The sequence below is a fragment of the Pantoea sp. OVA07A genome (assembly GCF_019969975.1).
Lineage (GTDB): Bacteria > Pseudomonadota > Gammaproteobacteria > Enterobacterales > Enterobacteriaceae > Pantoea > Pantoea agglomerans.
The window spans coordinates 26,207-43,607 of sequence record NZ_JAHXYM010000004.1; the positions used below are offsets into that span (position 1 = coordinate 26,207).

The 17,401-nt window shown below is 56.9% G+C and carries 13 protein-coding genes; 3 read left to right on the forward strand and 10 right to left on the reverse strand.

Annotated elements, in window-relative coordinates:
• Nucleotides 1–87: 87 nt before the first annotated feature.
• The gene (gene pncC / locus LC417_RS13900) at nt 88–582 is read right to left on the reverse strand and encodes a nicotinamide-nucleotide amidase (RefSeq protein WP_223566047.1); all 495 of its coding nucleotides are present in this window, start codon (nt 580–582) and stop codon (nt 88–90) included.
• A gap of 104 nt (nt 583–686) precedes the next feature.
• Nucleotides 687–1,463, reverse strand: coding sequence for a trans-aconitate 2-methyltransferase (gene tam / locus LC417_RS13905; protein WP_033770048.1), 777 nt, complete (start codon nt 1,461–1,463; stop codon nt 687–689).
• A gap of 166 nt (nt 1,464–1,629) precedes the next feature.
• Between tam and LC417_RS13910 the strand changes: the two genes are divergently transcribed.
• Nucleotides 1,630–2,517, forward strand: a complete 888-nt coding sequence (locus LC417_RS13910) for a dihydrodipicolinate synthase family protein (RefSeq protein WP_167430642.1) — start codon at nt 1,630–1,632, stop codon at nt 2,515–2,517.
• 34 nt (nt 2,518–2,551) lie between these two features.
• Here the strand turns inward: LC417_RS13910 and LC417_RS13915 are convergent, their stop codons facing one another.
• The 7 genes from LC417_RS13915 to LC417_RS13945 form a co-directional block, all read right to left on the reverse strand.
• Nucleotides 2,552–2,887 carry a zinc ribbon domain-containing protein YjdM gene (locus LC417_RS13915; protein ID WP_010248517.1) on the reverse strand — a complete coding sequence of 112 codons (336 nt, stop codon included), beginning with the start codon at nt 2,885–2,887 and terminating at the stop codon, nt 2,552–2,554.
• Between the two features lie 80 nt (nt 2,888–2,967).
• A complete protein-coding gene (gene mltB, locus LC417_RS13920; protein ID WP_010248519.1) occupies nt 2,968–4,050 on the reverse strand; it encodes a lytic murein transglycosylase B in 1,083 nt (360 codons plus the stop codon).
• A 149-nt stretch (nt 4,051–4,199) separates the two neighbouring features.
• Nucleotides 4,200–4,877: a respiratory nitrate reductase subunit gamma gene (narI, locus tag LC417_RS13925; protein ID WP_010248521.1), complete on the reverse strand. Its 678-nt coding sequence runs from the start codon at nt 4,875–4,877 to the stop codon at nt 4,200–4,202.
• Nucleotides 4,874–5,602 (reverse strand): nitrate reductase molybdenum cofactor assembly chaperone, encoded by a 729-nt coding sequence (narJ, locus tag LC417_RS13930; RefSeq protein ID WP_010672124.1) that lies wholly within the window; start codon nt 5,600–5,602, stop codon nt 4,874–4,876. The genes narI and narJ overlap by 4 nt, the downstream gene beginning before the upstream one ends.
• On the reverse strand, nt 5,599–7,143 hold the full coding sequence (gene narH, locus LC417_RS13935; RefSeq protein WP_060680820.1) for a nitrate reductase subunit beta: 1,545 nt from the start codon (nt 7,141–7,143) through the stop codon (nt 5,599–5,601). The genes narJ and narH overlap by 4 nt, the downstream gene beginning before the upstream one ends.
• The gene (locus LC417_RS13940) at nt 7,140–10,901 is read right to left on the reverse strand and encodes a nitrate reductase subunit alpha (protein ID WP_010248527.1); all 3,762 of its coding nucleotides are present in this window, start codon (nt 10,899–10,901) and stop codon (nt 7,140–7,142) included. The genes narH and LC417_RS13940 overlap by 4 nt, the downstream gene beginning before the upstream one ends.
• 101 nt (nt 10,902–11,002) lie before the next feature.
• Nucleotides 11,003–12,394, reverse strand: a complete 1,392-nt coding sequence (locus LC417_RS13945) for a NarK family nitrate/nitrite MFS transporter (RefSeq protein WP_111535039.1) — start codon at nt 12,392–12,394, stop codon at nt 11,003–11,005.
• 316 nt (nt 12,395–12,710) lie between these two features.
• Here LC417_RS13945 and narL point away from each other — a divergent pair, with 316 nt between their 5' ends.
• Nucleotides 12,711–13,358: a two-component system response regulator NarL gene (narL, locus tag LC417_RS13950; RefSeq protein WP_010248531.1), complete on the forward strand. Its 648-nt coding sequence runs from the start codon at nt 12,711–12,713 to the stop codon at nt 13,356–13,358.
• Between the two features lie 306 nt (nt 13,359–13,664).
• On the forward strand, nt 13,665–16,226 hold the full coding sequence (gene mutS, locus LC417_RS13955) for a DNA mismatch repair protein MutS (RefSeq protein ID WP_010248533.1): 2,562 nt from the start codon (nt 13,665–13,667) through the stop codon (nt 16,224–16,226).
• Nucleotides 16,227–16,365: 139 nt separating this feature from the next.
• Here the strand turns inward: mutS and rpoS are convergent, their stop codons facing one another.
• Nucleotides 16,366–17,358 carry an RNA polymerase sigma factor RpoS gene (gene rpoS / locus LC417_RS13960; RefSeq protein WP_003849090.1) on the reverse strand — a complete coding sequence of 331 codons (993 nt, stop codon included), beginning with the start codon at nt 17,356–17,358 and terminating at the stop codon, nt 16,366–16,368.
• Between the last annotated feature and the right edge of the window lie 43 nt (nt 17,359–17,401).

The window sequence follows — 17,401 nt, forward strand, 5'->3', positions numbered from 1 at the left end:
CTAATCAAGCCGGGTAAACACGCACTCAGGGTGCCTGTACTCTTTCTGTTGCCGACAATTATACTGTATAGTCATACAGTATCAAGTTTAATTTGTCAGAAATTCGCCATACAGTTTCTGCAGGGCCCATGCCACCGACTGGCGGCGTACGGCATCACGATCGCCGCTAAAATTCTGCTGAAAAGTCAATATGTTACCCTGCGGCCCGGCAAAGCCAAACCATACCGTACCCACCGGTTTTTCTTCACTGCCGCCATCCGGACCGGCAATACCGCTGACGGAGATCGCGTAGTCAGCATGGGCCGCCCTGCGGGCACCCAGCGCCATCTCCCGCACCACCACATCACTTACCGCACCATACTGCAACAGCGAAGCAGCCTGAACACAGACCATCTGCTGTTTGGCCTGGTTACTGTAGGTCACAAAACCCCGCTCGAACCAGGCGGAGCTGCCGCTGATATCGGTAAAGACTTTGGCAATCCATCCCCCCGTGCAGGATTCCGCACAGGTTACGGTGGCATTGCGCTGCTTCAGCTTCTCACCTATCTGCGCACTAAGCGCCTGCAATTGCTGATCATCCATTGCGATTCTCCCTTTGGCTGTGGTTGAAGGTGGTGCAGAAAAACTGCTTTTTCAAGGTCACTCACCATTATTACGCTGTTTTTGCGGTCAGCTTTCCACTGCACCTACCGGTTTTTCACCGCAACCATAAAAAGACGCGGGAAGGCGAGCAACACCTGACCATCGGCCTGAGCCGGATAAGCCGCGAGCAGACGCTGATGATAATCTGTCAGAAACGCCGTCTGTTCGGTCTCATCCAGCGTTGCCAGGAAAGGCCGTAAACCGGTCGCCTGCAGCCAGCTGATAATTGCCTGCGCATCGGCCATCACGTGATAATAGGTGGTACGCCAGATATCCACCTCACAGCCGGCCTGCGTCAGCAGATCGTAATACTCGCCCGTGGAAAGCAGCTGTGTACGTTCAGCGGCATCGGCATTGATGCGTGAACGCCAGCGATCCGTTGCCGCCACCTCGCGCATCAGCCGGTGCGACGGCTCATTGAGGTTATCAGGCATCTGGATCGCTAACACGCCACCGGGCGCCAGCTGGCTGACCAGATGGGGAAACAGCGTTGCGTGATTATCCAGCCATTGCAGAGACGCATTGGCGTAGACCACCTGCTGCGGCACATCGGCCTGCCAGTTGCGGATGTCCGCCTGGATAAAACGACAGTGCGGCAGGCGTTCAGCGGCCTGAGTTAACATCGTGGCGGAACTGTCCAGCCCGGTAATCTGCGCCAGTGGCCAGGCATCGGCGAGCAGCTCGGTGCTGTTACCGGGCCCGCATCCCAGATCGGTCACCTGCTCAACCTGTTCCAGGCTGAGGCGCGCCAGAAGTTCGCGGGCTGGACGGGTTCGTTCTGCTTCAAACTTACGGTACAGCACAGGATCCCACTCTTTCATCATGACCTCTCGCTCAGTTATCAGATGCATCCGCTTACTGAGACGGATGAAAGAGGAAAAAGTGCGACCCGTTGCTCACTTTTGAATCATGCGCTGGCAGAGACCGGCCGGAGTCATTAAGTTAAAACACTGTTTCATTTTTTAACATCCGATTCAGGAGTCATTTATGAGTGAAAAATCGCCCTTTGCCGGTGTCTGGTGCCCTTCAGTCACCCCGTTCAATGCGCAGGGTGCGGTCGATATTGATGCGCTCGGGCGACATTTCTCCCGCCTCAATGACTCCGGTATTGATACCTTACTGGTGATGGGCAGCATTGGCGAGTTCGCCTCACTGACGCAGCAGGAACGCTTACAACTGATTCAGGAAGCCAGACCCTTGTCATCGCTGAAGATGGTCGCGAACGTCTCGGCAACCTGCATTCCTGACATGCTGGAGCTGGCTGAAGCCGCCTGGAAAAATGATTTTGACGCGGTGATGGTGCTGCCACCCTACTATTACGGCCAGACGCAAAACCAGCTGATGCACTACTTCGAAACACTGGACGCCCAACTGGGTGGTAAATGGTTTGCCTACAACTTTCCGGCCCGCACCGGCTGCGATCTGACGCCCGCGCTGATTGCCGCCCTGGCGGCAAAGCTGCCCAACTTCGCCGGCATTAAAGATACGGTGGATTGCCTGTCGCATAACCGGATGATGATTGAAGAGACCCGCAAGGTGCGTAGCGATTTCGCCGTACTGTCGGGGTATGACGAGTACCTGCTCCCGAACCTGCTGGCAGGCGGTGCCGGTGTCATTTCAGGACTGAATAATATTGTGCCGGAGTACTTTGCGCAGATGATGACGGCATGGCGAAGTGGCAATCTGCCGGAGCTGACGCGCCTGCAGCAGCAGATCGGCCGTCTGATGGCGATTTACAGTATCGGAGATGATTTCGTGACGACGATTAAAACGGCCGTGGCACGGCGCTATGACTCGATGAGCAGCGGCTCGCGAAACTACGGTGGCACGCTGAATGCGGAGCAGTGTGCCGCAATTGATAAGCTGTTCAGCTAAGCAGGAAAGCGGGCGCATCCCTGCGCCCCTGATCTCAGTTCTTTTTCACAAACTCAGATTTTAATTTCATCGGGCCAAAACCGTCGATTTTACAATCGATGTTGTGGTCCCCTTCAACCAGACGAATGCTTTTCACTTTGGTGCCGATCTTCAGCGATGAAGAACTGCCCTTCACCTTGAGATCTTTGATCACCGTGACGCTGTCGCCATCTGCCAGCAGATTGCCGTTGGCATCACGCACTTCCAGTGTTGCGTTGCTGCTGTCACCTTCTCCCTCGGTCCAGATGTGACCGCAGGAGGGGCAGTTAAGGTTATCGCCATCTTGCCAGGTGTAATCGGCGTGACAAGCCGGGCAGGCAGGTAAAGACATAATGACTCCAGAAATATCAGTGGCTGTGTGGCCTGAAAAAGGGCGTCATCATATAACCTTACAGTTAACAAGGACAGCCTTTATAACAGGCCGCCCTGGCGCGCCTTGCTCACCGCCTCACCCAGCTGCCACACCGCCATCGCATAATGGGTACTGTGGTTGTAGCGGGTAATGACATAGAAATTGGGTAAGCCGTACCAGTACTGGTAGCTGGTGCCCAAATCCAGGCGTAGCAGACTGACCTGATCGTTACCGTTCAGCGAGCCCTGTGGTGACAATCCTGACGCCGCCAGCATGCTCACGCTGTAACGGGTTTTGAAGCCATCTTCCAGCATCGGCGCCTGACCGCTGGCCGGTACCGCCACATTTTCGCCGCTGCGCCAGCCATGCTTCTGGAAATAGTGCGCCACGCTGCCGATAGCATCCACCGGATCCCACAGGTTTGCATGACCGTCGCCGTTGAAATCAACCGCATAATCATTGTAAGAGGAGGGCATAAACTGACCATAGCCCATCGCCCCGGCAAAGGAGCCTTTCAGCGCCAGCGGGTCATCCTGCTCTTTGCGCGACATCAACAGAAAGGTTTCCAGCTCGCTGCTGAAGTACTCTGCGCGGCGCGGATAGTTAAAGGATAAGGTCGCAAGCGCATCCAGAATCCGCGTTTTCCCCATCACGCGCCCCCAGCGGGTTTCCACACCAATGATGCCCACGATAATTTCCGGTGGCACGCCATAAACCTGCTGTGCGCGTTGCAGGGCATCCTGATACTGATTCCAGAACGCCACCCCATTTTGCACGTTATCGGGCGTAATGAACTTGTTGCGATAGCGGATCCAGGCGCCATTAGGTCCTGGCGCTGGCGTATAGCTTGGTGCCTGACGATCCATCAGTCGCAGCACATAATCCAGTCGTTTGGCCTGACCGATGATGTTGTGCAGTTGCTGACGGTCAAAGTCATGCTTCTCCACCATCTTATCGATAAATTGCTCTGCTGCCGGGTTACCGGCAAAGTCGCCAAACATCGCCTGTCCGCTGTGCGACGGCTGCAGTAAAAAACCGCCCTGTGGCGCAGCCAGCATCTTCTGCTGGGACGGGACTTCAGGTTTGCTGCTGCAGGAGGCCAGAAGCGGAATGAACGCAAGGAAGGCTAACTTGAGGCGCATCGGTTATCCATAAACGAGGGGTAATTTCAGATGCGGTAATAGTAGACGTTCAGCGCAATGACATACAGGGCAAAATCTTAAAAAAACGTCAAGGCAGCCATGGGCTAAAATGGCTGCGGGGCTCTCTCTGCCCCGCAGCCATCATGCGCTTAGCGGCGATTTCTCACCAGCTGATAGCGACGGGTCAGATACTCAACCGGCGCGCTCCAGATGTGCACCAGCCGGCAGAACGGGAACAGCAGGAACAGCGTCATTCCCAGCACCATGTGCACGCGGTAGATAAACGCCACGCCGTCGAGATGCTGCGAAGCGCCACCGTGGAAGGTCACCACCGCCTGCGCCCAGCCCACCAGCTTCATCATTTCACTGCCGTCCATATGCTGGGCGGAGAAGGGAATGGTCAGCAGGCCCAGCGTCGCCTGAGCCACCAGCAGGGTCATGATCAGAATATCACCGACGCTACTGGTCGCCCGCACCCGTGGATTGGTCAGGCGGCGCTTCAGCAGCAGTCCACCGCCCAGCAGGGTCATCGCCCCGAACAGGCCACCAGCGATCATCGCCAGTTTCTGCTTCACGTCGATCGGCAGGAAGGATTCATACATCCAGTGTGGCGTCAGCATCCCGACGATGTGACCAAAGAAAATACCGATGATGCCGATGTGGAACAGGTTGGAGGCGAGACGCATCCCTTTTTTGTCCAGCATCTGACTGGAACCGGCACGCCAGCTGTACTGCCCGTAGTCATAGCGCAGCCAGCTTCCCACCAGGAAGACCGTTCCGGCGAGATAGGGGTAAATATCGAAGAAGAAAGTGTTAATAAAATTCATGCTGATTCTCCTGTGGTACGCGCCGTCGCCGCGGCGATGTCCAGATACTGCGGCGCGACCGCATCGGCGAAGCGACGCTGATGCATCGCCTGCTGCGCCGAGGCGCAGCCCTGTTCGCCGAGAAATTTAATCTGCTCCTCTTCCCAGACAGCATCCAGTGCTGCCGGCGTATCGTCGCGCGCTTCCTGCGCCACCTGTGGCTTGAGGGCCGCAGGATCAACCGCGCTACCGGACAGCGTCAGTAACACTGTGAAGAGATCGGCGTAGGGGCTCTGACGCTCTTCAAGCCGCGCCGCCAGCAAGGCCAGGATAGGCACGATGTCGTCCAGTCCCTGACGCGCGGCCTCATCGCTTTTACAGGCGAGATACTCCAGGTAGAGCGGCAGGAAATCGGGCAGCTCTTTGCTGTCCAGCTCCAGACCATCGGCACGATACTGTTCCAGCAGATCAACCATCGCCTGACCGCGATCGCGTGACTCACCGTGCACGTGTTCAAACAGCAGCAGCGAGGTGGCGCGGCCACGATCAAACAGTTCGCAGTAGTCAGCCTGTACGTCGAGCAGTGGCCGGGCACAGAGCTGATTGATAAACCGCACCAGCCGTGCGCTCTGCTGCAGGTTGAGTTCAGAAGCGTCATCCAGCGCCGCGATCAGGTCGGAAGAGTGGGTAAACAGCGCCTCGTCCGGGTAGTCCAGCAGCCGCGAAAGAATCCGTAACGTCATCATGAGGCATCCTCCGGACGGATGGTTTTCTTACTGATGTCGATGGCATCAATACGGCGGCTGTTGAACAGGTTGAATTTGCTGTCGCTGCCGTGACAGCCATCGCCAAAGCTAAAGCCGCAGCCTTTGCTTTCCGGGAAGGCTTCACGCGCCAGTTCGCGATGGCTGGAGGGCACCACAAAGCGATCTTCATAGTTCGCGATCGCCAGATAGCGGTACATCTCCTGCGCCTGCGCTTCGGTCAGGCCGACCTGCTCCAGCGCCCGGATATCATGCTCACCGTCCACGCTTTCTGCGCGTTTGTAATGACGCATTGCCAGCATCCGCTTCAGTGCCAGCAGCACCGGTGCGGTGTCGCCTGCGGTCAGCAGGTTCGCCAGATACTCAACCGGAATGCGCAGGCTTTCCACATCCGGCAGCACGCCGGTGTGCGCCAGCGCCCCGCCATCCACCGCCGACTGAATCGGTGACAGTGGTGGCACATACCAGACCATCGGCAGCGTGCGGTATTCAGGGTGAAGTGGCAGCGCCAGCTTCCACTCCATCGCCATTTTATAGACCGGTGAACGCTGTGCTGCGTCGATTACACTCTGCGCAACGCCATCTTTCAGCGCCTGCGCAATCACCGCCGGATCGTTGGGATCAAGGAAGATATCCAGCTGGCTCTGATAGAGATCTTTCTCGTTTTCCGCTGCGGCCGCCTGTTCAATGCGGTCAGCGTCATAGAGCAACACGCCGAGATAGCGGATACGGCCGACACAGGTTTCTGAACAGACGGTGGGCTGGCCCGCTTCAATGCGCGGATAACAGAAAATGCATTTTTCTGATTTGCCGCTTTTCCAGTTGAAGTAGATCTTCTTGTACGGACAGCCGGTGAGGCACATCCGCCAGCCGCGACATTTATCCTGGTCGATCAGCACGATGCCATCTTCGCCGCGTTTGTAGATCGCGCCGCTTGGGCAGGTCGCCACACACGCCGGGTTGAGGCAGTGCTCACACAGGCGCGGCAGGTACATCATGAAGGTGTGCTCAAACTGACCGTAAATCTCCTTCTGGATGTTATCGAAGTTCTTATCCTGCGAACGTTTGGCAAACTCGCCGCCGAGGATCTCTTCCCAGTTCGGGCCGTTTTCGATCTTTTTCATCCGCTGACCGGTGATCAGCGAGCGCGGACGCGCAATCGGCTGATGCTTACCGGCGGGCGCATTGTGCAGATGCTGATAATCAAAATCGAACGGTTCGTAGTAATCATCCAGCGCGGGCACATCCGGGTTGGCGAAGATCTTCGACAGCAGACCGATGCGACTCCCCATGCGCGGCTCCAGCTTACCGTTGATCTTACGGATCCAGCCGCCCTTCCACTTCTGCTGATCTTCCCAGGCGTGCGGATAGCCGACACCGGGCTTGCTTTCGACGTTGTTAAACCAGGCGTACTCCATGCCCTCGCGGCTGGTCCAGACGTTTTTACAGGTCACCGAGCAGGTGTGGCAGCCGATACATTTGTCGAGGTTCAGCACCATGCCGACCTGTGAACGAATTTTCATGGTTTTACCTCCTGCTGGCTGCCCTGGCAGGCATCGTTGCCTTCCCCATCTAACCAGTTAACGTTGTTCATTTTTCTCACTACCACGAACTCATCGCGGTTCGAGCCGACGGTGCCGTAGTAGTTAAAGCCCCAGGAGAGCTGCGCATAACCGCCGATCATATGGGTCGGTTTCGGGCAGGTCCGCGTCACCGAGTTATGGATCCCGCCGCGCTGGCTGGTGATCTCCGAGCCAGGGATATTCACGATACGTTCCTGCGCGTGGTACATCATGGTCATACCCGCCGGGATGCGCTGACTCACTACTGCACGTGCGGTCAGCGCACCGTTGGCATTGAACGCCTCGATCCAGTCGTTATCCACGATACCCAGCTCACGAGCGTCATCTTCACTCATCCAGACAATCGGTCCGCCGCGCGACAGTGTCAGCATCAGCAGGTTGTCGCTGTAGGTGGAGTGAATGCCCCACTTCTGATGTGGCGTCAGGAAGTTCAACGCCTTCTCCGGGTTACCGTTGGGTTTGCTGTTCAGCAACGGCTTCGCCGCGCGGGTATCGATTGGCGGACGATAGACCATCAGGCTCTCGCCAAAGGCGCGCATCCACTCATGATCCTGATAGAGCTGCTGACGGCCGCTCAGGGTTCGCCACGGGATCAGCTCATGAACGTTGGTGTAGCAGGCGTTGTAAGAGACATGTTCATCTTCCAGCCCTGACCAGGTCGGACTAGAGATAATTTTGCGCGGCTGCGCCTGGATATCGCGGAAGCGAATCTTTTCATCTTCTTTATTGAGCGCCAGGTGGGTGTGGTCACGACCGGTAATCACGCCCAGTGCCTGCCAGGCTTTCACCGCCACCTGACCATTGGTTTCCGGTGCCAGCGCCAGGATCACTTCTGCCGCATCGATCGCCGTGTCGATATTCGGCCGCCCCGCTGCCGGGCCATCCGCTTTGACGTAGTTCAGTTGCTTGAGGAAATCGACCTCTTTGCTGGTGTTCCAGCTGATACCTTTGCCGCCGTTACCCAGGGTCTCCAGCAACGGTCCCAGCGAGGTAAAGCGCTCCCAGGTCGCCGGATAGTCGCGCTCCACCACCATAATGTGTGGCGCGGTTTTACCCGGAATCAGATCGCATTCGCCTTTTTTCCAGTCTTTCGCCTCAAAAGGCTGCGCCAGTTCCGCGGGTGAGTCATGCAACACCGGCAGAGTAACGACGTCCGTTTCAACGCCTAAATGACCCGGGCAGAGATCGGAGAAGGCTTTGGCGATGCCTTTGTAGATCTCCCAGTCACTTTTTGAGTCCCAGGCAGGATCGACGGCCGCCGAAAGCGGATGAATAAACGGATGCATATCCGAGGTATTCATATCGTCTTTTTCATACCAGGTCGCCGTTGGCAGCACGACATCGGAGTAGAGACAGGTGCTCGACATGCGGAAGTCGAGTGTGACCACCAGATCCAGTTTGCCTTCGGCGCCCTGATCCAGCCACTCCACCTCTTCCGGCTTCACGCGGCCCTGCTGGCCTAAATCTTTGCCCTGAATGCCGTTTTCCGTGCCCAGCAGATACTTCAGCATGTACTCATGCCCTTTACCGGATGAGCCGAGCAGATTGGAGCGCCAGACAAACAGGTTACGCGGGAAGTTCTGCGGATCGTCCGGCTGTTCAGCGGCAAACCGCATGGTGCCCTGCTTCAGGCTTTCCACGGTGTAATCCAGCGGCGACTGACCGGCGGCTTTCGCCTGCGCCGCGATGTGCAGCGGGTTGACGTTAAGCTGCGGCGCTGAAGGCAGCCAGCCCATACGTTCGGAACGGACGTTAAGGTCGATCAGGCTGCCGCTGTAGCGACTTTTATCCGCCAGCGGGGAGAGCAATTCGCTGGTGGCCAGGGTTTCATAGCGCCACTGACTGGAGTGGTTGTAGAAGAAGGAGGTGCTGTTCATCTGGCGTGGCGGACGCTGCCAGTCCAGGCCAAAGGCCAGCGGGGTCCAGCCGGTCTGCGGACGGAGTTTCTCCTGGCCGACATAGTGCGCCCAGCCACCGCCGCTCTGACCGACGCAGCCGCAGAAAATCAGCATATTCATCAGGCCACGATAGTTCATGTCCATGTGATACCAATGGTTCATACCGGCACCGACGATGATCATCGAACGACCGCGGGTTTTCTCGGCGTTTTCGGCAAATTCACGGGCAATGCGAATGATGTTCTGACGGGAGACACCCGTAATCTGCTCCGCCCAGGCCGGGCTGTACGCTTTGATGTCGTCGTAGGTTTGCGCGCAGTTGGCATCATCCAGACCGCGATCCAGACCATAATTCGCCAGCGTCAGATCGTAGACGCTGGTGACCAGCGCTTCACTGCCATCCGCCAGTTGCAGGCGTTTCACCGGCAGCTTATGCAGCAGGATTTCGTCCAGCGCAACGCTGTTGAAATGCTCGCTGGTAATACCACCGAAGTAAGGGAAACCGACCTCGACCACCTCATCGTGGCTGCCGAGCAGGCTGAGCTGCAGTTCAACTTCCTGATGTGACGCCCCATCACGCTGCTCGAGGTTCCATTTGCCTTTTTCGCCCCAGCGGAAGCCGATAGATCCCTGCGGCGCGGTCAGTTCCCCGGTCGCCTCGTTGATCGCGACGGTTTTCCACTCCGGGTTATTCTCCTGACCGAGCCCATCCACCAGATCGCTGGCGCGCAGCTGACGGCCGGCGGCGTAAAAACCGCCCTCACGGGGTTCCAGCAGTACCAGCATCGGCATATCGGTGTAACGGCGCACATAGTCGCGGAAATAGCCAACTTCGCGATCAAGATGAAACTCTTTCAGCATCACGTGGCCCATCGCCAGCGCCATCGCGCTGTCGGTGCCCTGCTTCGGACTCAGCCACTGGTCACACAGCTTCGCGACCTCAGCATAGTCCGGCGTGATCGCCACGGTTTTCGTCCCTTTATAGCGGACTTCCGTAAAGAAGTGCGCATCCGGGGTACGGGTCTGCGGCACGTTAGAGCCCCAGGCAATAATGTAGGAGGAGTTGTACCAGTCAGCCGATTCCGGCACGTCGGTCTGCTCGCCCCAGGTCATCGGTGAGGCCGGCGGCAGATCGCAGTACCAGTCGTAGAAGCTCAGACAGGTTCCGCCAATCAGTGACAGGTAACGTGCGCCCGCAGCGTAAGAGACCATCGACATCGCCGGAATCGGTGAGAATCCCATAATGCGGTCAGGGCCGTAGGTCTTCGCGGTGCAGATGTTCGCGGCGGCGATCATCTCGTTGACTTCCTGCCAGCTGGAGCGGACAAAGCCGCCGCGTCCACGCGCCTGTTTGTAGCTTCTGGCCTTTTCAGGATTACTGATGATGGATGCCCAGGCGTCCACCGGGTCGCTGTGCTGCGCTTTCGCGTCGCGCCAGAGCTGAATCAGCTTCTTGCGCATTAACGGATATTTCAGGCGGTTAGCGCTGTAGAGATACCACGAGTAGCTGGCACCGCGTGGGCAGCCACGCGGCTCATGGTTTGGCAGATCGGGACGGGTACGCGGATAGTCAGTCTGCTGGGTCTCCCAGGTGACCAGTCCATTTTTGACGTAGATTTTCCAGCTGCATGAGCCGGTACAGTTAACGCCGTGCGTGGAGCGCACGATTTTATCGTGCTGCCAGCGACTGCGATAGCCATCTTCCCAGTCGCGGTTGCTGTTTAACGTCTGGCCATGCTGGCCAGAAAAGGGTTCGGCCAGCTGTTTGAAATAGCGAAACCGATCAAGAAACTTGCTCATCCGGAATACTCCTGAAGGCTTAATGTGACATTGCTGACTCTGCATCTGTCCCGACACAGAAAGTGAAATTGTGCCGGTGCGCCACACCGGCTTTGTCGTTATCAGGCGCGTGATTTTCGGCCGTAAACCAGCCAGGTCACCGCGATGCAGCAGAGATAAAAGACCAGGAAGATTTTCATCGCGCCGGCGGGTGAACCGGTCATGGCGAGCGACAGGCCAAAAGTCTGCGGAATAAAGAAACCGCCCAGCGCGCCAATGGCGGAGATAAAGCCGAGCGCAGCAGAGGTTTCTGTTGCCGCTTCGCGCTGTGCCAGCGCATCGTCGCCGCCCTCAGCTTTGATACGTTCCAGCGTCAGCTTACGGAAGATCACCGCAATCATCTGGTAGGTGGAGCCGCTGCCCAGCCCGGACGTCAGGAACAGGCCCATAAACACGGCGAAGAAGGCCACGAACGAGCCATCATGTCCGGCACCCGGCAGGGTAAGGAACAGCAGCGCAGCAAACAGCGCCATCAGCACGTAGTTGATCAGCGTGACGCGGGTACCGCCGAAGCGGTCAGAAATGATGCCGCCTGCTGAACGGGCCAGCGCGCCAATAAAGGGGCCGAAAAAGGCGTAATGCATTATCACGACATCAGGAAATTGCGTCTTCGTCAGCATGGCAAAACCGGCAGAGAAACCGATAAATGAGCCAAAGGTGGCCAGATAGAGCAGCGCCATAACCCACAGGTGGGGACGTTTCAGCACCGGTAACTGCTCACGCAGCGAGGATTTCGCCGCCGCCAGGTCGTTCATGCCGAACCAGGCCGCCAGCGTGCCGATCGCCAGGAACGGCACCCAGATCCAGGCGGCATTTTCCAGCCAGATGCTGTCGCCGGTGATGGTGGTCTGACCCACATCGGCAAAACCAAAAATGGCACAGGAGATCGCCAGCGGGGCGACAAACTGCATTACGCTGACGCCAAGGTTACCGAGGCCGCCGTTGATACCCAGCGCGCCGCCCTGACGGGCTTTGGGAAAGAAGAAGCTGATATTGCCCATGCTCGACGCGAAGTTAGCGCCACCAAAACCGCACAGCAGGGAAATCACCATAAAAGTGGTGAATGAGGTCTGGCTGTCCTGTACGGCAAAGCCGAGCCAAAGGCAGGGAATGATCAGGATGCCGGTGCTGAAGGCGGTCCAGCGACGTCCTCCAAAGATGGGAATAACAAAAGAGTAAGGCACACGCAGCAACGCGCCAGAAACCGACGGCAGTGCGGTCAGTAAAAAGAGCTGCTCAGTGCTGAAGGTAAAGCCAACTTTATTCAGGTTAACCGCAACGGTGCTGAACAGCATCCAGACGCAGAAGCCCAGCAGCAGACAGAAGACAGAAATCCACAGGTTACGGCTGGCGATACGTTTACCACGCGCCTGCCAGAACGCGTCGTTTTCCGGTTGCCAGTCCTGAATTAACGCGCCGCGCGTCGGGGTTTGCAAAGAGGTGGATTGGGTCATAAATCTCTCATCAGCAGAATAATAATTGTGCGTATCCTGCGCATCCGGCGTGGTGTCGGGCTTGATACAAATCAACGGCAATGCAGGTTACAGAGGCACGCCGCCCTCTCTTCACCCCGGTTAAGTAGTTGACTGAATTCAGATAAACCTTATAAATCATAGGGTTTAAACACGACCGCCCATGCCTTCTGTAAAAGGGTGTCCGACTGGAAATAAAGGAGTAGTCCATTGGGGGTATATAGCGACCCCGCTTCACCGGTAAGATAGGCTCTCCGCCCGCTCAGGGCTGGCGTATGTGACAGGAACAGGAGTCATTGTGACGGCAGAGAAATTTACGCTTTTATTGATCGACGACCATCCCATGCTGCGCAATGGCCTGAAGCAGCTGATTGCGCTGGATGAAAGACTGCAGGTGGTTGCCGAAGCGGGTAATGGCATTGATGGCCTGGCGCTGGCACAGCAGCATGATCCCGACCTGATCCTGCTTGATCTTAATATGCCAGGTCTGAACGGACTGGATACCCTGACCCAGCTGCGTGAGATAGCCCTTTCTGGCCGGGTGGTGGTGTTCAGCGTTTCAGATAATGAAGAGGATGTGGTCAGCGCGCTGAAGCGCGGCGCTGATGGTTATCTGCTGAAAGATATGGAACCAGAAGCCTTACTGAAAGCGCTGCATCAGGCTGCTGCCGGTCAGATCGTGCTGAGCGAGGCGTTAACCCCGATTCTGGTCGCCCGGTTGCGTGAAGCGCAGCCTGCTCAGACGCGCGATATCAATCAGCTGACCCGGCGCGAACGCGATATTCTGCAACTGATCAGCGACGGGATGACCAATAAAGCGATTGCCCGCAAGCTGGCCATCAGTGAAAGCACGGTTAAGGTTCACGTTAAATATCTGCTGAAGAAGATGAACCTTAAATCCCGACTTGAAGCCGCCGTCTGGGCGCTGCAGAACGGGCTGCACTGACTTTTCCCCCTTCCCGATGCGGCGCAGTGCCGTCCTGCCGGCCATAAACTGCCGCAGAAATCGCGAGCCGCCTCGCAGCCCCGCATCAGCGTCATGAGAACAGGCACTTTTTTGTCGCCAGCCGCCGCCACATTTGCCAGGATGCCTGTCAGGTTACACCCGGTCAGGATCGCGGCTGTGCATCACGCTGGCATATGCCCTGCCCTATTCGTTATCATCTGATTATCCTGCGCGCCTGGAATCCCTTTCGGTTTCATGGGCGTTGACCGCCAGAAATTTACCGCATTAAAAATGAGCTAAAACCTTATGCAAGAGCCAACCGAAAAGGACTTTCCTTCCCACACGCCGATGATGCAGCAGTACCTGCGTCTCAAGGCGGAGCATCCTGACATTCTACTGTTTTACCGTATGGGTGACTTCTACGAGCTGTTTTATGACGACGCAAAACGTGCCTCGCAGCTGCTGGAGATTTCACTCACCAAACGCGGTGCGTCAGCGGGCGAACCGATCCCGATGGCGGGTGTGCCCTATCATGCGGTTGAAGGTTACCTGGCTAAACTGGTGCAGCTGGGCGAATCCGTTGCCATCTGCGAGCAGATAGGCGATCCGGCGCTGAGCAAAGGCCCGGTCGAACGCAAAGTGGTGCGCATCGTTACCCCAGGTACCATCAGTGATGAGGCGCTGTTGCAGGAGCGGCACGACAATCTGCTGGCGGCGATTGTGCAAAGCCCGCGCGGTTTTGGCTACGCCACGCTGGATATCAGCTCAGGCCGTTTTCGCCTCAGCGAACCTGCCGATGCTGAAACCATGGCGGCAGAACTGCAGCGCACCAATCCGGCGGAGCTGCTCTACCCCGAAGATTTCCAGGCGATGTCGCTGATCGATCAGCGACGCGGCCTGCGACGCCGTCCGCTGTGGGAGTTTGAGATCGATACCGCGCGCCAGCAGCTGAACCTGCAGTTCGGCACCCGCGATCTTAATGGCTTCGGCGTGGAGAATGCGCACCTTGGACTGAGCGCGGCGGGCTGCCTGCTGCAGTATGTCAAAGATACCCAGCGCACCACGCTGCCCCACATCCGCTCGCTGAGCATGGAGCGGCAGCAGGACAGCATCATCATGGATGCGGCCACCCGCCGTAATCTGGAGATCACCCAGAACCTGGCAGGCGGCACAGACAACACCTTAGCGGCGGTGCTGGATAAAACGGTCACCCCGATGGGTAGCCGGATGCTGAAACGCTGGCTGCATATGCCGCTGCGCGATGCGCGCATCATTAACCAGCGTCAGGAGTCGATTGCTGAGCTGCAAAATCTCAGCGACGTGCTGCAACCGGTGCTGCGTCAGGTCGGCGATCTGGAGCGAATCCTGGCTCGCCTGGCCCTGCGCACCGCACGTCCGCGCGATCTGGCTCGCATGCGTCATGCGTTTCAGCAACTGCCGGAACTTAACCAGCTGCTGGCCGATGTTGAGGCGCCCCAGTTGCAGAAGCTGCGCACGCAGATGGGCGAGTTCACTGCGTTACGTGAGCTGCTGGAACAGGCGGTGATTGAGTCACCGCCTGTGCTGATCCGCGATGGCGGAGTGATTGCGCCCGGCTACAACGCGGAGCTGGATGAGTGGCGCGCACTGGCAGATGGCGCAACCGACTATCTTGACCGGCTGGAGATCCGCGAACGCGAGAAGCTGGGACTGGATACCCTGAAGGTCGGCTTTAACGGCGTGCATGGTTATTACATTCAGGTGAGCCGCGGACAGAGCCATCAGGTACCGATGCACTATGTGCGTCGTCAGACCCTGAAAAATGCTGAACGCTATATCATTCCGGAGCTGAAAGAGTACGAAGACAAAGTACTCACCTCCAAGGGTAAAGCGCTGTCGCTGGAAAAAAGCCTGTATGAAGCGCTGTTCGATCAGTTGCTGCCGCATCTTGAAGCGCTGCAGCTGAGTGCCGCCGCGCTGGCAGAGCTGGATGTGTTAAGCAACCTGGCAGAACGTGCCTGGTCCCTGAACTATTGCCGCCCGGTATTGCAGGATAAAGCCGGGATTAAAATCAGCGGCGGACGCCATCCGGTGGTGGAACAGGTTCTGAAAGAGCCGTTTATTGCCAACCCACTGTCACTGGCACCCCAGCGCAGAATGCTGATTATTACCGGCCCCAACATGGGCGGTAAAAGTACCTATATGCGCCAGGCGGCGCTGATTGCGCTGATGGCATGGATTGGCAGTTTTGTTCCTGCCGATGAGACGCTGATTGGCCCGCTGGATCGCATCTTTACCCGTGTCGGTGCCGCTGACGATCTCGCCTCCGGGCGCTCGACCTTTATGGTTGAGATGACCGAAACCGCTAACATCCTGCACAATGCCACCGAAAATAGCCTGGTGCTGATGGATGAGATTGGACGCGGAACATCCACCTACGACGGTTTATCGCTCGCCTGGGCCTGCGCCGAAAACCTGGCGAACCGTATCAAGGCGATGACGCTGTTTGCCACCCATTACTTCGAGCTGACAACCCTGCCGGAAAAAATGGAAGGCGTGGTTAACGTCCATCTGGATGCCGTTGAGCATGGCGACACAATCGCCTTTATGCACAGCGTCCAGGAGGGTGCGGCAAGTAAGAGCTATGGTCTGGCGGTGGCGGCGCTGGCCGGCGTACCCAAAGAGGTAATTAAGCGGGCACGCAATAAGCTGAAGGAACTTGAGACCGTTTCAAACCACTCCGCGTCATCGACGGTCGATGGCTCTCAGCTGCCGCTGCTGGTTGAAGAGACCTCGCCTGCCATGGAGGCGCTTGAGGCGCTGGATCCGGATACGCTGACACCGCGTCAGGCACTCGACTGGATTTATCGTCTTAAATCGCTGGTCTGATATTACATCCCGTACATCGCACCGCGTTAATGCGCGGTGCGATGCTTGCTTGCCCGCAAATCACTTTTCTGCAGACATAAAAAAAGCGATGGTTTTCACCATCGCTTTTCGCATTCAAACTCAGATTTACTGTTAACGATTATTCACGAAACAGTGCTTCAATGCTGAGGCCCTGCGCCTGCAGGATTTCACGCAGACGGCGTAAACCTTCAACCTGAATCTGGCGTACACGCTCGCGGGTTAAGCCGATTTCACGACCCACATCCTCAAGTGTTGCCGCTTCATAACCCAACAGGCCGAAACGACGTGCCAGCACTTCACGCTGCTTGGCGTTCAGTTCGAACAGCCATTTAACGATGCTTTGTTTCATATCATCGTCCTGCGTGGTGTCTTCAGGGCCGTTGTCTTTCTCATCGGCCAGAATATCCAGCAGCGCTTTTTCAGAATCACCGCCTAATGGAGTATCAACCGAGGTAATGCGTTCGTTGAGACGTAACATGCGGCTTACGTCATCAACCGGTTTATCAAGCTGCTCTGCGATCTCTTCCGCACTCGGCTCATGGTCGAGCTTGTGGGAAAGTTCACGCGCAGTACGCAGATAAACATTCAGTTCTTTCACAATGTGAATCGGCAGACGGATGGTACGGGTTTGATTCATGATCGCCCGTTCAATAGTCTGACGAATCCACCAGGTGGCGTACGTTGAGAAACGGAACCCGCGCTCCGGGTCAAATTTCTCTACGGCGCGAATCAGGCCGAGGTTACCTTCTTCAATCAGGTCCAGCAGAGCTAAACCACGATTGCTGTAACGACGAGCGATTTTCACCACCAGGCGTAAGTTACTTTCGATCATACGGCGACGGGAAGGGATATCACCCCGCAATGCACGGCGAGCGAAGAAGACTTCTTCCTCTGCCGTTAACAACGGAGAATAGCCAATCTCCCCGAGATAGAGCTGCGTCGCATCTAACACACGTTGCGTCGCACCCTGTGATAGCAACTCTTCTTCCGCTACGTCGCTATCACTGGCTTCATTTTCAACGAGTGCCTTCTCGTCAAAAATTTCAGCTCCGTTCTCATCGAATTCCGCGTTCTCATGTAACTCGTTTACTTTCAGCGTATTCTGGCTCATAAGCGGCTCCTACCCGTGATTCCAGGGCAGAACATAAACCTGT

Bases quoted from the DNA above. Each gene is read 5' to 3' on its own strand.
- pncC (WP_223566047.1), bottom strand. From the start codon at position 582: ATGGATGATCAGCAATTGCAGGCGCTTAGTGCGCAGATAGGTGAGAAG.
- tam (WP_033770048.1), bottom strand. From the start codon at position 1,463: ATGAAAGAGTGGGATCCTGTGCTGTACCGTAAGTTTGAAGCAGAACGA.
- LC417_RS13910 (WP_167430642.1), top strand. From the start codon at position 1,630: ATGAGTGAAAAATCGCCCTTTGCCGGTGTCTGGTGCCCTTCAGTCACC.
- LC417_RS13915 (WP_010248517.1), bottom strand. From the start codon at position 2,887: ATGTCTTTACCTGCCTGCCCGGCTTGTCACGCCGATTACACCTGGCAA.
- mltB (WP_010248519.1), bottom strand. From the start codon at position 4,050: ATGCGCCTCAAGTTAGCCTTCCTTGCGTTCATTCCGCTTCTGGCCTCC.
- narI (WP_010248521.1), bottom strand. From the start codon at position 4,877: ATGAATTTTATTAACACTTTCTTCTTCGATATTTACCCCTATCTCGCC.
- narJ (WP_010672124.1), bottom strand. From the start codon at position 5,602: ATGATGACGTTACGGATTCTTTCGCGGCTGCTGGACTACCCGGACGAG.
- narH (WP_060680820.1), bottom strand. From the start codon at position 7,143: ATGAAAATTCGTTCACAGGTCGGCATGGTGCTGAACCTCGACAAATGT.
- LC417_RS13940 (WP_010248527.1), bottom strand. From the start codon at position 10,901: ATGAGCAAGTTTCTTGATCGGTTTCGCTATTTCAAACAGCTGGCCGAA.
- LC417_RS13945 (WP_111535039.1), bottom strand. From the start codon at position 12,394: ATGACCCAATCCACCTCTTTGCAAACCCCGACGCGCGGCGCGTTAATT.
- mutS (WP_010248533.1), top strand. From the start codon at position 13,665: ATGCAAGAGCCAACCGAAAAGGACTTTCCTTCCCACACGCCGATGATG.
- rpoS (WP_003849090.1), bottom strand. From the start codon at position 17,358: ATGAGCCAGAATACGCTGAAAGTAAACGAGTTACATGAGAACGCGGAA.